Source organism: Pedococcus cremeus (assembly GCF_900111375.1).
GTDB lineage: Bacteria > Actinomycetota > Actinomycetes > Actinomycetales > Dermatophilaceae > Pedococcus_A > Pedococcus_A cremeus.
Window position 1 is genome coordinate 371,830 of the sequence record NZ_FOHB01000004.1, and the last position, 14,386, is coordinate 386,215.

The window sequence follows — 14,386 nt, forward strand, 5'->3', positions numbered from 1 at the left end:
CGCCCTCGCTCACGTGTTGAGCGAGGGCGCTGTTGCGTTGCAGTAGGGGAATGTCATCTGCGCCGAGTGCGCGGACCGCGCGGCCAAGCCAGCGCCCAGTTGTGACGCTGCGGCCTACCGCTCCGTTCAGTTCATGACTCCCTCTGGCCTGCGGAGCGGTGGCGAACATCGTTGAGGAACATACGGATCGCTTCTTCCAATGTCGAGGTCGTCCCGCTCCTTTGAGCCGGTGCCTGCGACGCCGCCTTCGTAGGCGGCGACGGAGAACCCGTACGCCGAGCTCGGTCCAGAGAGCCACTCGATGTCGTACACGGGGAGAAGGCCGGGGGCGGCGGCGGACCGTGAAGCGCTCACCGTCCACGAAGAGCTGTCTCTGACCGCCACCACCGCGGCCCTGTCGCTGCCCGAAAATGGTCCTCCACTGTGGCGGCCGCCGCGTCCCTGCATGAACGGGGCATCGAACGCTAGACCCGGTGGGCGGCCGTGAGGGCACCGGAGAACGAGAAGTGGACCCGGGTCAGCATCAAGGCACCGTCACGGGTCCGGCAGACGCCGAACCAGTTGACCCACTCGTTGACGAGGTACCCCACCATGCCTGTGATCGCGAGGCCGAGCAGGATCAGTGGGTCTCCCCAGTTCGCCGCGGCGGCGAAGAACCCGACCACCAGACCGATGGCAAGCACGGCGAGGGCTGCTTGTCGCCACTGCCGGTACCGGGCCAACGCCGCAGGGTCGACGGGGACGCGTAGGTCGAACCGCTCGGAGATCAAGAAGGCTGCGGCGAGCCAGGGCAGGAACCCGAACACGATCATTGCGCCGCTGCCGACTCGCGCGGCCGCGCGGGACCTTCGCCACTGCCTTACCTGCGCCGTGGATGTTCGTATGCATCCGTGCCGAGAAAGCATCTCACCCTCCTTCACGTCCTCAGCCTCACCGCCATATCCGCGTCCCTCCTTCTCGCAGGGTGTTCACCGACGGGCCAGAGTGGTGGCGGGATGATGGGGGGCAGCTCGCGGTCGCCGAGTGGGATGATGGGCGGCGCGCAGGGCTACCACTACTCACGGCTCTCCTGCGCTCCGCCTGTGACGTTGCCGGGTGCCACGGTCCGCGTCGTACTCGCCGACATGGGCATGACGAGGATGATGGGCGGTGACGCGCCCATGGGCGCGCGGATGATGCTGCGGGTCGCACCCACCACGGTCCGCGCGGGCACGGTGAGTCTCGTGGCCAGCAACATGGGCTGGCGAACCCACGAACTTGTGGTGATGCCCTTGGCCAGCGGGTCCACCGTGGGAGAACGCGTACCCGGCCCGGACGGAAGGATCTCGGAGGCGGGCAGCGCGGGCGAGGCGTCTGGCTCATGCGCGGCGGGCTCCGGCGAGGGCATCGCCTCGGGTGCGGTTGGCTGGGTCACGCTGACCCTTGCGCCCGGCCGGTACGAGTTGGTGTGCAACCTCAAGAACCACTACGCCAACGGAATGTACGCGGAGTTGGACGTTCGCTGAAGTGCTCGGCACGGGCTCCGGTGGCGCTTCAGGCCAGCATGAAGCGTCAACGGAGAAGGCTCCATCGCACCCATCGCCGCTCACACCGAGCGGCGATGTCGAACACGCCCGCGCCGACAACACGTCGTCAACACCGAACCCCGCGAACCGTCCTCACCGGCGCCGCGCTCGAAGCCTTCCTCGCCGAACATGCCGGGCAAGACGAAGCCCCGCTCCAGCGAGTGGGGCCTTCACATGCCCTGTGCACAAACGAAACCGATCGTCACGGGTGACACACCGTGCCGCTTGTCCACTCGCAGTGGTGACACTCAGACGCCGACACTGGTGACACTCAGGCGTCGTGATCGGTGACACTGCCTGTCGCAACTGATGACACTGAGATGTCGCTAGACACACCGGTGGCGGCGCACAGACCGCGGGATCAGCCGAAGTCGTTGGCCATGTTGGCGAAGCGGCTGTAGTGGCCCTGGAACGCCAGGACGATGTCCTTGGTCGGGCCGTTACGGTGCTTGGCCACGATGACGTCGGCCTCACCCTCGCGAGACGGGTCGGACTTGTCGCGGTGGAGCAGGATGACCATGTCGGCATCTTGCTCGATGCTGCCACTTTCTCTCAGGTCAGACATCTGCGGTCGCTTGTCCGTGCGCTGCTCCGGACCACGGTTCAGCTGCGAGATGGCGATGACCGGCACTTCCAGCTCCTTGGCCAGGAGCTTCAAGGCACGGGAGAACTCCGAGACCTCCTGCTGACGCGACTCGACCTTCTTGCCCGAGCTCATGAGCTGCAGGTAGTCGATGACGACGAGCTTGAGGTTGTGCTGCTGCTTGAGCCGTCGGCACTTGGCCCGGATCTCCATCAGCGACATGTTGGGTGAGTCGTCGATGAACAGCGGCGACTCGGAGATCTGGCCCATGATCCGCGCCAGCTTCTGCCAGCCCGGGTCGCCCAGGGTGCCCTTGCGCAGGTCCTGCAGCTGGATCTGCGCCTCGGCCGAGAGCACACGCATGGTGATCTCGGTGCGGCTCATCTCGAGCGAGAAGATGGCGGTGGTCTGCTTGTGCCGGATCGCGGCGGCCCGGGCGATGTCCAAACCGATCGTACTTTTTCCCACTGCTGGTCTCGCCGCGATGACGATCATCTGGCCGGGGTGCAGGCCGTGGGTCAGCTCGTCGAGCTCGATGAAGCCGGTGGGGACACCGATCATCTCGTCGGTGCGGCCGGAGGCGACCTCGATCTCGTTGAGGGTCTCCTCGAGCACATCGCCGAGGACGTTGTAGTCCTCGCCGCCACGCTTGTCGGCCACGGCATACACCTCGGCCTGCGCGGCGTTGACGATCTCCTCGACGTCGCCGCCGCCCTGCTGGTAGCCGAGCTGGACGATGCGGGTGCCGGCCTCGACGAGCCGGCGCAGCACCGCACGCTCGGCGACGATCTGGGCGTAGTAGCCGGCGTTGGCGGCCGTCGGGACGGCCTGGATGAGCTGGTGGAGGTAGGCCTGACCGCCGATCCGCTGCAGGTCGCCACGCTTGCTCAGCTCGTCGGAGACCGTGATCGCGTCGGCCGGCTCACCGCGGCCGTAGAGGTCGAGGATCGCGTCGTAGATCAGCTCGTGCGCCGGCCGGTAGAAGTCGGTGCCCCTGAGGCTCTCGACGCAGTCGGCGATGGCGTCCTTCGACAGCAGCATGCCGCCGAGCACCGACTGCTCCGCGTGGACGTCCTGCGGGGGCACCCGCTCGTCCGGCGGGGGGCCGTCCTGGGCCTGGCCGAAAGCGCTCGTGCTCAACTCCGCGATGGACACTGGCGAAACCCCTGACAAAACAGCCGGATGTTGACGTGAGAAACAGTGAACCACCGGCCTGTGACAGCGTCCGGGAGGACCTCCTCGAAGAGGCTGGGTCGTGCCCAGCGCCCTCGGTGGAGACCAGTCCCGAGACGCGTTTCACGCCCGTGATCGCGTCACGCTATGGCCCGGCGGAGGGCTGACTCAAACCCGCCCTGTGGACAGCCGGTGGACAACCTGTGCACCACGCCGAGCGCGCTTGTGCACAGCCTCGGGAAAGTCCTGTGGATTTCCGGGTAACAGTTCCCACCCACCTACTCTGACCTGCGCAAACGCCGTCCACGGGCTGTGGAGGAAAAGAAAATGGCTGTGGGTTGGAGCCCAGTTGTCCACAAGTCTCGAAGTGTGTCCGGGTTTGGCAAAACTACGTCTTTTGGCGGAGTTCCATGGGTTAGCATCCACAGTTCCCCCGATGGTGGTTGACACCGTCCCCCTTGCCGGTCGGCGCCGATTCTCCCCGGCGCCCGGCAACCCCTCCGGCGTAGCCTGACGCCATGTGCCGCAACATCCGCCAGCTCCACAACTTCGAGCCCCCGGCGACCTCGGACGAGGTGCGGGCCGCGGCCCTGCAGTACGTCCGCAAGGTCAGCGGCAGCACGAAGCCGTCGCAGGCCAACCAGGCGGCCTTCGACGAGGCCGTGGCGGCCGTGGCCCACGCGACCCAGCACCTCCTCGACCACCTGACGACGGTGGCCCCGCCCAAGAACCGTGAGGAGGAGGCCGTCAAGGCCCGCGCCCGTGCCCAGGCGCGCTACGGCGTCGCCTGACCCCTCGGCTCGGACCCACCGGGACCGAGGATCAACCGCGGCATGCCGTCGACACGCTGGGAGTCGGCCCTTCCCTGAGTGGGGAAGGGCCCGTTGCCAGCGTGTCGACGCGGAAGTGGGTCAGGCGGAAGTGGGTCAGGCGGAAGTAGGTCAGGCGGATACGCGCGACTGCCGGCCCCGCGGCATACCGGTCACGCCGCGTAGGCGGCGACGCACTCGCTTGCCCACCGCCTCGGCGGCGATGCCGACGCGCGTCCGGCCCGGCTGCGGGTTGGGCAGCGACAGCACCACGACCTGCTTCCACGCGGAGGCGACCTGGTGCGGCAGCGAGCCGGTGGTGTAGGTGAGGCCGTAGCGGTCGCAGATCTCGCGGATCTTCGGCGCCACCTCGGCGTACCGGTTGCTCGGGAGGTCCGGGAAGAGGTGGTGCTCGATCTGGTGCGAGAGGTTGCCGGTCATGAAGTGCATGGCCTTGGAGCCGCTGATGTTGGCCGAGCCGAGCATCTGGCGCAGGTACCACTCGCCGCGGGTCTCACCCTCGATGGAGGCCTTGGCGAAGGTCTCGACGCCCTCGGGGAAGTGGCCGCACATGATCACCGAGTGCGTCCACACGTTGCGCACGAGGTTGGCCACGGCGTTGGCGGCGATGGTGTGCAGGAACGACGGGCCCGACAGCACCGGGTGGATGACGTAGTCGCGCCGCGCCTGGCGGCCGATCTTGCGCACCACCTTCATGGCGTCGCGGCGGAACGTCTCCTTGTCCTTGCCGCGGCCCTTGACGTAGGCGCCCAGCTCGAGGTCGTAGGCGGCGATGCCGTACTCGAACACGAGCATGTTCAGGAAGTTGTAGAACGGCTGGCCGAGGTAGGACGGCACCCACCGCTGGTCCTCGTCGACGCGCATGATCCCGTAGCCGAGGTCGTTGTCGCGGCCGATGACGTTCGTGTAGGTGTGGTGCAGCTGGTTGTGGCTGTGCTTCCAGAACTCCGACGGGGAGGCGTTGTCCCACTCCCACGTCGTCGAGTGGATCTTGGGGTCACGCATCCAGTCCCACTGGCCGTGCATGACGTTGTGCCCGATCTCCATGTTCTCGATGATCTTGGCGACGGACAGGCCGGCGGTGCCGACGAGCCAGGCCGGCGGGAAGATCGAGAACAGGAGCACGCCTCGGCTGCCCATCTCGAGCCAGCGCTGGGCCTTGATGACCTTGCGGATGTAGGCCGCGTCGCTGGCGCCGCGGGACCCGAGCACCTCCTGGCGGAGGGCGTCGAGCTCCCGGCCGAGCTCCTCGATGTCCTCGGCGGTCAGGTGCGCGACGGGGTCGGGCTTGCCGGACGGCTTGGGCACGTAGCGGCGCTCGGTGGTGACGACGGACAGGCGGCTGTTGGGGGTGCGCGGCGTCCGGGCGGTGCGGGCCCCGGTGGTGGCGTCGGTGGTGGCTTCGGCGGCGGGCGCCTGGGGCGTCCCGGCTCCGGAGCCGTCGATGGTGAGGTCGAACTTCTCAGCGGTGGCGGTCATGTCTCTCCTCAGAGCTCGATCTCGCAGGGGCCGGCCGCGGCCGACACGCAGGTCTGGATGGGGACAGGGTTCTCGGGGGTGGCGGTGGTGAGCTCGCCGTCGCGCAGGTCGCGGACCGCGCCGTCGCGCAGGGGCACGACGCAGCCGAAGCAGATGCCCATGCGGCAGCCCGACGGCATGAGCACGCCGGCCTCCTCGCCCGCGTCGAGGATCGGGGTGGCGCCGTCGGCCTCGACGACCTGGCCCTGCTGGGCGAAGGTGACCGTGCCACCCTCGCCGGCGGTGACCACGGTGGGACGGAAGCGCTCGGTGCGCAGCCGGTCGCCGATGCCCGCGGCGGCCCAGTGCTCCTCGGCGGCGTCGAGCAGGCCGGTGGGGCCACAGGCCCAGGTATGCCGTTCGGCCCAGTCGGGCACGCGGCTCGCCAGCTCCTCGAGGGAGAGGAGGCCGGCCGTCTCGGTGTGCTGCTCGAGCAGGGTGATCCGCCCGGTGGCGGCCAGCTCGCGCAGCTCGGCGCCGAAGACGACGTCGTCGGCGGTCGGGGCGGAGTGGAGCACGACGACGTCGGCGAGCTCGTCGAGGTGGTTGCGCAGCATGCCCATCACGGGCGTGATGCCGCTGCCGGCCGTCAGGAAGAGCACCTTCGCGGGCCGCTGCTCCGGCAGCACGAAGTCGCCCGTCGCCTGGTCGAGCATGATCAGGGTGCCCGGCTGGGTGCGGCGGACGAGGTGGTTGCTGACCTTGCCGTCGGGGATGGCCTTCACCGTGACGGAGATCAGCCCGTCGGGGGCCGAGGCGGGGCAGGTCAGCGAGTAGGCGCGCCACTGCCGCACCCCGTCGACGTCGACGCCGATCCGGATGTACTGGCCGGGGACGTGCCCGCGCCAGCCGCGTCCGGGCCGGATCACGAGCGTGACGGCGTCGACCGTCTCACGCCGGACGTCGACGATGCGGCCGCGCAGGTCGGCGCCGGCGCGCAGGGGGTTGATGAGGTCGAGGTAGTCGGCGGGCAGCAGCGGGGTGGTCACCATCTCGGCGACGCGCAGGGCCCGGGTGACGAGGGTCGCTCGTCGAGGGGCTGCGGTGGGAGTACTCACACCACCTACTATCCGCGCTTCCAGCGCTAGAATCCTGACCAGCCGATGTGAATCCGCTTGGCTTTCTTGTTCGCGGAGTGTGAAATATGGATGAGGCAGCCGACCCGGTGCCGGGCCAGACGGACCCCGCCACCGCCCAGACGGAGCGGGTGGTGGGGCAGGCCTCCCTGCTCGACCTCGACGAGGCCACGCGCGAGGCCCTGACCTCCGCCGTCGCGGCCGTCGCCGACGAGGCGGTCGAGACGATCATGGTCGAGGTGCCCAGCTACACCGGCGCCTTCAGCGGGAAGATGGGCCAGACCATCCGCCGCGCCGTGCAGCTCGCCCTCGCCAACTTCCTCAGCATGGCCGCCCGCGGCGAGGACCCGGCGGTACCCATCGCGAAGAGCACGGCCGCGGCCTACGACCTCGGCCGCGGCGAGGCCCGCAGCGGACGCTCCGTCGACGCCCTGCTCGCCGCCTACCGCATCGGCGCGCGGGTCTCGTGGCGGCACTTCTCGGAGGTGGCCGTGGCCTGCGACGTGCCGGCGGCCACGGTGGGCCGCTTCGCCGAGCTGGTCTTCGCCTACATCGACGAGCTGTCGGCCGCCAGCGTCGCGGGCCACGGCGACGAGACGGCCACCACCGGCCGGGTCCGCGAGCGCTACCTCGAGCGGCTGGCCACCCTCCTGATCCAGGGCGAGGACCAGCCCGCGCTGGAGGCCGCCGCCGAGCAGGCCGCCTGGCAACCGCCGGAGTCGCTCACCGCCGTGCTGCTCCCCCAGCGGCACGTGGCCGCGGTGCTGAGCCACCTCGGCCCGCACACCCTGCACGTCTCCGCCGAGCTGCCCGACGTGGACGACGACGACCTGAGCGTCCTGCTGGTGCCGGCCGGTGCCGGGCCCGACCGGGTGCGCCTCACCCGCCTGCTCGACCAGCGGCAGGCCGTGCTCGGGCCGGCCCGTCCGTGGGCCGAGGCGAGGCTCTCCTACGAGCGGGCGGTGCGGGCCCGGCTGCTGCACCACACCGCCCAGGTGCTCGACACCGAGTCGCACCTCGCCGAGCTCGTGCTCACCGCCGACCCCCGGGCCCTGGCCGACCTGCGGGCCGCCGCGCTGCGCCCCCTGGCCGGGCTGAAGCCCGGTCCGCGCGAGCGCCTCGAGGAGACCCTGCGCTCCTGGCTGCTGCACCACGGCCGGCGCGACCAGGTGGCAGCCGACCTGCACGTGCACCCGCAGACGGTCCGCTACCGGATGGGGCAGGTGCGCGAGGCGTTCGGCGACACCCTCGACGACCCGGCCGCCGTGCTCGACCTGACCATCGCCCTGGCCCTCGAGCCGACGCCTCGTCCCACGCCGGAGTCCGGCTGACGGCGCTGCCGTGGTGGGGCCCGTGTGGCCGACCGTGGCCGCTCCGCCATGCTGTCCACGTGGCCCGACACGACCTTGTCACCGAGATCCGCGAGGTCCTCGCGGCCGCCGGCGACCCCGAGCGTGCGAGGGCCCAGCAGGCCTACATGAAGTCGCCGATGCCGTTCCACGGCATCGGCGCCCCCGCCCTGAAGGCGCTGCTGCGCCCGCTCCTGGCCGACCCGGCATACCGGATGGGCAGCCGGGAGGAGTGGGAGGCGACCGTGCGCGAGCTCTGGGACGGCGCCACGCACCGCGAGGAGCGGTATGCCGCGCTCGCACTCACCGGGCACCGCACCTGCCGCGCCTGGCAGGACCCGCAGGCGCTGCCGCTCTACAAGCACCTGGCGACCACCGGCGCCTGGTGGGACCTCGTCGACCCGGTGGCGTCCGACCGGGTCGGCCCGATCCTGCTGCGGTTCCCCGAGGAGGTCGCTCCGGTGGTGCGCCGCTGGGCGGTCGGCGACGACCTCTGGCTGCGGCGCACTGCGATCCTCAGCCAGCTCAAGGCCCGCGAGCGCACCGACACGGGCCTCCTCCACGACTGCATCGAGCCCAACCTCGACGACGCGAGCTTCTGGATCCGCAAGGCGATCGGCTGGGCCCTGCGCTCCTACGCCCGCTCAGACCCGGCCTGGGTGCGCGCCGAGGTGGCCCGGTGCGGGTCCCGCCTGTCGGGGCTCTCACGCCGTGAGGCGCTCAAGCACCTCTGAGGGCCGCCCGGACCCGACACGTATGCTGCCTCGACGGGGGCGACGACCTGAGAGGACGCGATGCGACGTGACGGGGGCGACGAGCTGACGGGCACCGCCATGCTTGGGGCTGACCTACCGGTCGACGTGCTCGCGCTGCGCGCCGAGCTGACCGACGCGTTCCGCCACCTCGACGAGGGGCGGGCGGAGGACGTCCTCGACCAGTGCTTCGACGCGATGCCGCTCGAGGACGCCCTGCGCGACGTGGTCGTCCCCCTCATGCACGGGGTCGGTGACGACTGGGCCTCCGGCGCCTTCAGCGTCGCCCAGGAGCACTTCGCCACCCACGTCGTGCGAGGCCGCCTGACGATGTTGAGCCGCGGGTGGAGCCGGGGCGACGGTCCGGTGGCCTGGCTGGCCTGCCCACCGGGGGAGCTGCACGACCTGCCGCTGTTCCCCTTCGGCATCGTGCTGCACCAGCGGGGCTGGCGAATCCGCTTCTTCGGGGCACACACCCCGGTGCACGACCTCCTCGCCGTCGCCCGCGTCAGCCCACCCGACCTCGTCGTGCTCGCCGCGACGACACCGCACCGCTTCGCAGCCCGCCGGTGGGAGTTGACCCTGCTGGCCCAGGCCGCCCCGCTCGCGGTCGCCGGCGAGGGCGCCACCTGGCACTTCGCCGAGGCGGTGGGGGCCGAGCTGCTCGCCGGCGACCCGGTCACCGCCGCCCAGGGGGTCGCCCTGCGCCGCAGCCGCTCAGCCGTCGAGGAACCAGCCTGAGCGCATGCCCGGCTGCCGGCCGGGCTCGATGTAGTGCTCCTTGCCGAACATGAGCGCGAAGACCTCGTCAGGCATGGCCAGCATCGCGCCCACATCGGTGGTCTGGCTGGAGTGCGCCGCCAGCGCGGCTCGCCGGCGGTCGAGCCAGTCGCCGACATCGACCTGCCAGTGGATCTCCGCCTCGGGGGTGCCGAGCGGGTTGCCGTCGTCCATCGGCGCGTCGGGGTCCCAGTCGGCGCCAGGGACGCCGGCCGCCTTGGCCATGGCGAACATCTGGCGCACCACGTCGCGGTTCATCGTCGACTCCAGCACCCGCGGCCGCCGCGAGGCCAGCTCCGCGCCGCGGTGCACCAGGTGGTGGACCTTCACGTGGTCGGGGTGCCCGTAGCCGCCGTGCCAGTCGTAACCCACGAGGACGTCGGCGTCCTCCTCGTCGAGCAGCGCGGCCAGGCGCTTGGCGGCCTCGTCGAGGTCGGCCAAGAAGAAGGCGCCGTCGTGCTGGTTCTGCTCCCAGCCGGTCATCCCGGAGTCGGCGTAGCCGAGCCAGGCGACCCGGTGCAGACCGAGCACCTCCGCCGAGGCTTGCGCCTCGCGGCGGCGGCGGTCGACGACGGTCTCGCTCTCACCGAGGTCGGCAGGCGCCTCGCCGTGGTCGCCGTTGGTGGCGAACACCACCACCACGCGGTGCCCCTCGGAGACCGCCCTGGCCATCGCGCCGGAGGTCTGGGACGCCTCGTCGTCGGGGTGGGCGTGAACGAAGACGATGGTCGACATCCCGCCATCATGCCCCGCCGCGCCGACAGGCGAGGCAGCCACCGTCGGGCCGGCACCGCGGCACACCGCCCGCAGCGCGGCATACCGAGGGGTGGACGGCCCACGGCGTCGGGTCCGTTCGAAGGTCACGAAACGATAAATAGTTAATAGATGCTATTTCCAATAAGCCACGGCGGATGGTGCCCTTGACGGCAGACGTCGGGCAGCGTGGCCCGGCCCTGGACACCCGGAGTCAACGATGACCATCCCCACCCACACGACCCTGACGGACCGCCCCGCCGCGCGCCGCCGGTGCGGCGAGAAGCCCACCGAGCCCAAGTCGCCGGCCTTCGTCTTCGCCCTCGGTTTCGCGCAGTTCGGCCTCTTCGTGGCGCTGCTCGGACCGGTGATCGTGAGCATGGCGCTCAAGGTCAACACCGTCCTGGCCAACCCGACGGAGCGCACCAGCGCCCTCGGCCTCGTCCTCGGCGTCGGCGCGATCGCCGCCTTCGTCGGCAACGCGCTCTTCGGACGCCTCTCCGACCGCACCACCTCGCGCTTCGGTCGCCGTCGCCCCTGGCTCATCGGCGGGTCGCTCGTCATGGCGGCCGCTCTGCTGCTCATCTCGCAGGCCCAGTCGGTGCCGGTGCTGGCCGTGGGGTGGTTCATCGCCCAGCTCGGCGCCAACGCCGCCTTCGCCCCGTTCATCGCGACGATGGCCGACCAGCTGCCCGACAAGCAGTACGCCAAGGCATCGGCCATGGTGGGAGTCATGCAGAACGTCGGTGTCCTCGGCGCCTCGCAGATCGCCTCGCACATGACCGGCAACATGCTCGGCCTGTTCATGGTGCCCGCCGCCGTCGGCGTCGTCGGAATGGTCGTCTACGCCCTGGTGCTCGACGACCCGGTGCTGGAGGAGAAGCCGGACCGCCTCGACTGGAGGACCCTGGCCGGCACCTTCTGGGTCAGCCCGTTCCGCAACCCCGACTTCGGCTTCGCCTGGTGGTCGCGCTTCCTCATCATCCTCAGCAGCTTCCTCTTCACGACCTTCCGCCTGAACTTCCTCGTCGACCGCGTGGGCCTGAAGGACGCCGAGGCCGCCGGCGCGATCGCCACCGGCATCCTCATCTACACCGGTGTGCTCGTCGTCTCCGGCTGGGTCGCGGGCGTCGTCTCCGACCGCACCGGCAAGCGCAAGATGCTCGTCGCCTCCTCCACCCTCCTCTTCGGCGTCGGTGTCGCCCTCCTGGCCCACGCGCACACCCTCTCCGCCTTCTACGTCGTCGAGGCGATCATGGGCTTGGCCTACGGGATCTACATGAGCGTCGACATGGCGCTCGTGCTCGAGGTGCTCCCGAACCGCGACGACTCCGGCAAGGACCTCGGCGTCTTCAACATGGCCAACGCCATCCCCCAGTCCTTCGCCCCCCTCCTGGGGTCGCTCCTCCTCGGGCTCGGCGCCACCGCGACCAGCCCGAATTACACGCTCATGCTGTGGACAGCAGCCATCGTGGCGCTCATCGGCGCCGCCGTCGTCCTCCCCATCAGGAAGGTGCAGTGACATGCCCACCGACAACCCGTATGCAGCGCTGCTCGAGAAGCTCGACCTGCGCACCAAGGTGCGCCTGCTCACCGGCGAAACCGCGTTCACGCTCTGGGGTGAGGAGGGCATCGGCCTGGCGCCCATGGCCTTCTCCGACGGCCCGACCGGCGTGCGGGGCCTGAAGTTCACCGGCGGCGAGAAGGTCGCCCTCTTCCCCAACGCCACCGTGCTGGCCTCGGCCTGGAACGAGGAGACCGCCCGCGAGGTCGGCGGCATGCTCGCCGAGGAGGCGGAGCGCCAGCAGATCCACGTCGTGCTCGGCCCGACCATCAACCTGCACCGCACCCCGCTCGGCGGACGGCTCTTCGAGCAGTACTCCGAGGACCCGCTGCTCACCGGGAAGCTCGCCTCCGCCTACGTGAAGGGCTTGCAGGACAAGGGCGTCGGCGCCTGCCTGAAGCACCTGGTGGCCAACGAGTCGGAGACGCTGCGCAACTACATGGACTCGCGGCTCTCGGAGCGGGCGCTGCGCGAGGTCTACCTGCTGCCGTTCGAGATCGCGGTCGAGGAGTCGAACCCGTGGTCGATCATGGCCGCCTACAACGACGTCAACGGAGTCGCGGCCACCGAGCAGCAGCACGTCAACAACGAGGTGCTCAAGGGCGAGTGGGGCTGGGACGGCCTGCTCATGAGCGACTGGTTCGCCACCAAGACCTCCGCCCCCGCCGCCCTCGGCGGACTCGACCTCGTCATGCCCGGGCCCGACGGTCCCTGGGGCGAGGCCCTGGTGCGCGACGTCGAGTCGGGCACGGTGCCCGAGACGGTCGTCGACGAGCACGTCACCCGCCTGCTCCGCCTCGCCGAGCGCGTCGGCGCCCTCGGCGAGCACCGCCAGTGGCCGGCCACCTCGACCGCGCCGGACGCTCCCGAGCGCCGGGCCCAGCTGCGCCGGCTGGCGACCGACGGCATGGTCGTCCTCGCCAACAACGGCGCACTGCCGCTGGCCGCCGACGCGGGCACGGTCGCCCTCGTGGGCCGGCACGGCGTCGAGACCGTCTGCATGGGCGGCGGCTCAGCCCAGGTGAACCCGCCCTACCAGGTGTCGATCGCCGAGGGGCTGCGCGAGGCCATCGGCGACCGGCTCACCGTTGTCGACGGCGTCGAGGTGCGCGAGCGCCCCGTCGCGGCCGACCCGCAGTGGCTCCGCGACCCCGAGACCGGCGAGCCCGGCGTGCAGGTGCGCCACTACGACGCCGACGGCGAGCTGCTCGGCGAGGGCCACACCGACGGCGCCAGCGTCAGCGTCGGCTGGGACGACGACTTCCCGCGCCCCGTCGAGAAGGTCACCATCGCGGCCCGGGTGGCCGAGGCCGGTCGGGTGCAGCTCGGCGCGCTGGGCGTCGGCGCCTGGACCATCGCCGTGGACGGCGAGCAGGTCGCGAGCAGCACGCTCGTCGCCGAGGGCTACGACCCGGGTGAGTCGATGCTGAAGCCGCCGTCGTTCACCGAGGAGGTCGAGCTCGCCGAAGGTGCGCTGGTCGAGGCCACCGTGACCCTCGTGCGATCCGAGCCGCGGCCCGCGCCGAACGGTGAGGTCAACCAGCTCTCCCACCTCATCGCCTCCGGCATGGGCGTGAAGTCACTGGTCGCCCGCCCGGTGGCCGCCCGGGCTGAGGAGACCATCGCCGCGGCGGTGGAGGCGGCCCGCACCGCGGACGTCGCCGTGGTGGTCGTCGGCCTCACCGAGGAGCAGGAGACCGAGGCCCTCGACAAGCACACGCTCGCGCTGCCCGGGGAGCAGGACGCCCTGGTCGCCGCCGTGGCCGAGGCGGCCCGCCGCACCGTGGTCGTCGTCAACGCTGCCACCCCGGTGCTGATGCCGTGGGCCCACCTGGTCGACGCGGTCGTCGTGGTCGGGCTGCCCGGACAGGAGGGAGGCCACGCCGTGGCCGACGCCCTGCTCGGGGTGCGTGAGCCGGCGGGCCGGCTCGTCACCTCCTACCCCGCCGCCGACGGCGACGCCCCGGCCTGGGACGTCGAGCCCACCGACCTGGCGCTGGAGTACACCGACGGCACCTTCATCGGCTACCGCGGGTTCGCCGCCGGCCACGCGAAGGCCCCGGCCTGGTGGTTCGGGCACGGGCTCGGCTACGCCACCTGGGACTACGACGCCGCGCAGGTCAGCGGCAAGGGCGCAGAGGGCGCTCCCCGCGTTGAGGTCACGGTCCGCAACACCGGCGAGCGCGACTCGCGCGAGGTCGTGCAGGTCTACCTCCAGCCCGCCGAGGCCGACGAGCCGGTGCGCCTGGTGGGCTGGGCCGCCGCCGAGGTGGCCCCCGGCGACAGCGCCACCGTCACGGTCGAGTGCGACGCCCGGCTGTGGCGTCGGTGGGACGAGCAGGCCGGCAAGTGGGCGACGCTCGGCGAGGGCGGCGAGCTGCTGGTCGCACGCGGCCTGGGCGACGTCCGCCACCGGCTGGCGCTCTGAGGCCGGCCCACCCCG

General features: G+C 71.0%; 12 protein-coding genes. 7 read left to right on the plus strand and 5 right to left on the minus strand.

What is annotated here, in order from left to right; translation table 11 throughout:
• Window positions 1–464 precede the first annotated feature (464 nt).
• A complete protein-coding gene (locus BMW78_RS10280; RefSeq protein WP_091758925.1) occupies window positions 465–812 on the minus strand; it encodes a hypothetical protein in 348 nt (115 codons plus the stop codon).
• A 270-nt stretch (window positions 813–1,082) separates the two neighbouring features.
• On the opposite strand from BMW78_RS10280, the gene BMW78_RS10285 reads away from it, so the two are divergent.
• Complete coding sequence (locus tag BMW78_RS10285) at window positions 1,083–1,505, plus strand: hypothetical protein (protein ID WP_218144311.1); 423 nt, start codon at window positions 1,083–1,085, stop codon at window positions 1,503–1,505.
• A 421-nt stretch (window positions 1,506–1,926) separates the two neighbouring features.
• Here the strand turns inward: BMW78_RS10285 and dnaB are convergent, their stop codons facing one another.
• Entirely contained in the window at window positions 1,927–3,288 is a 1,362-nt protein-coding gene (gene dnaB / locus BMW78_RS10290; protein ID WP_091759184.1) for a replicative DNA helicase, read from the minus strand.
• 551 nt (window positions 3,289–3,839) lie between these two features.
• Here dnaB and BMW78_RS10295 point away from each other — a divergent pair.
• A complete protein-coding gene (locus BMW78_RS10295) occupies window positions 3,840–4,112 on the plus strand; it encodes a DUF2277 domain-containing protein (RefSeq protein WP_091758929.1) in 273 nt (90 codons plus the stop codon).
• Window positions 4,113–4,262: 150 nt separating this feature from the next.
• On the opposite strand, the gene BMW78_RS10300 is transcribed toward BMW78_RS10295, so the two are convergent.
• Complete coding sequence (locus BMW78_RS10300; protein WP_091758931.1) at window positions 4,263–5,630, minus strand: fatty acid desaturase family protein; 1,368 nt, start codon at window positions 5,628–5,630, stop codon at window positions 4,263–4,265.
• An 8-nt stretch (window positions 5,631–5,638) separates the two neighbouring features.
• Window positions 5,639–6,727, minus strand: a complete 1,089-nt coding sequence (locus BMW78_RS10305; protein ID WP_245735772.1) for a ferredoxin reductase — start codon at window positions 6,725–6,727, stop codon at window positions 5,639–5,641.
• Between the two features lie 86 nt (window positions 6,728–6,813).
• Between BMW78_RS10305 and BMW78_RS10310 the strand changes: the two genes are divergently transcribed.
• From BMW78_RS10310 to BMW78_RS10320, 3 genes are read left to right on the plus strand one after another with little or no spacing between them, the layout of a single operon-like run.
• Complete coding sequence (locus BMW78_RS10310) at window positions 6,814–8,076, plus strand: helix-turn-helix domain-containing protein (RefSeq protein WP_091758935.1); 1,263 nt, start codon at window positions 6,814–6,816, stop codon at window positions 8,074–8,076.
• Between the two features lie 59 nt (window positions 8,077–8,135).
• Window positions 8,136–8,828, plus strand: a complete 693-nt coding sequence (locus tag BMW78_RS10315; RefSeq protein ID WP_091758937.1) for a DNA alkylation repair protein — start codon at window positions 8,136–8,138, stop codon at window positions 8,826–8,828.
• Between the two features lie 60 nt (window positions 8,829–8,888).
• Window positions 8,889–9,587, plus strand: coding sequence for a cobalamin B12-binding domain-containing protein (locus BMW78_RS10320; protein WP_091758939.1), 699 nt, complete (start codon window positions 8,889–8,891; stop codon window positions 9,585–9,587).
• Here BMW78_RS10320 and BMW78_RS10325 read toward each other — a convergent pair.
• Window positions 9,564–10,361, minus strand: coding sequence for a PIG-L deacetylase family protein (locus tag BMW78_RS10325; protein WP_091758941.1), 798 nt, complete (start codon window positions 10,359–10,361; stop codon window positions 9,564–9,566). The two genes, BMW78_RS10320 and BMW78_RS10325, sit on opposite strands and share 24 nt — an antisense overlap.
• Before the next feature lie 238 nt (window positions 10,362–10,599).
• On the opposite strand from BMW78_RS10325, the gene BMW78_RS10330 reads away from it, so the two are divergent.
• Window positions 10,600–11,901, plus strand: coding sequence for an MFS transporter (locus tag BMW78_RS10330; protein WP_091758943.1), 1,302 nt, complete (start codon window positions 10,600–10,602; stop codon window positions 11,899–11,901).
• 1 nt (window position 11,902) lies between these two features.
• Window positions 11,903–14,371, plus strand: coding sequence for a beta-glucosidase (locus BMW78_RS10335; protein WP_091758945.1), 2,469 nt, complete (start codon window positions 11,903–11,905; stop codon window positions 14,369–14,371).
• Window positions 14,372–14,386: the final 15 nt, after the last annotated feature.

Coding starts and splice junctions, on each gene's coding strand:
- BMW78_RS10280 (WP_091758925.1), bottom strand. CDS start 812: ATGATCGTGTTCGGGTTCCTGCCCTGGCTCGCCGCAGCCTTCTTGATC.
- BMW78_RS10295 (WP_091758929.1), top strand. CDS start 3,840: ATGTGCCGCAACATCCGCCAGCTCCACAACTTCGAGCCCCCGGCGACC.
- BMW78_RS10300 (WP_091758931.1), bottom strand. CDS start 5,630: ATGACCGCCACCGCTGAGAAGTTCGACCTCACCATCGACGGCTCCGGA.
- BMW78_RS10310 (WP_091758935.1), top strand. CDS start 6,814: ATGGATGAGGCAGCCGACCCGGTGCCGGGCCAGACGGACCCCGCCACC.
- BMW78_RS10320 (WP_091758939.1), top strand. CDS start 8,889: ATGCGACGTGACGGGGGCGACGAGCTGACGGGCACCGCCATGCTTGGG.
- BMW78_RS10325 (WP_091758941.1), bottom strand. CDS start 10,361: ATGTCGACCATCGTCTTCGTTCACGCCCACCCCGACGACGAGGCGTCC.
- BMW78_RS10330 (WP_091758943.1), top strand. CDS start 10,600: ATGACCATCCCCACCCACACGACCCTGACGGACCGCCCCGCCGCGCGC.
- BMW78_RS10335 (WP_091758945.1), top strand. CDS start 11,903: ATGCCCACCGACAACCCGTATGCAGCGCTGCTCGAGAAGCTCGACCTG.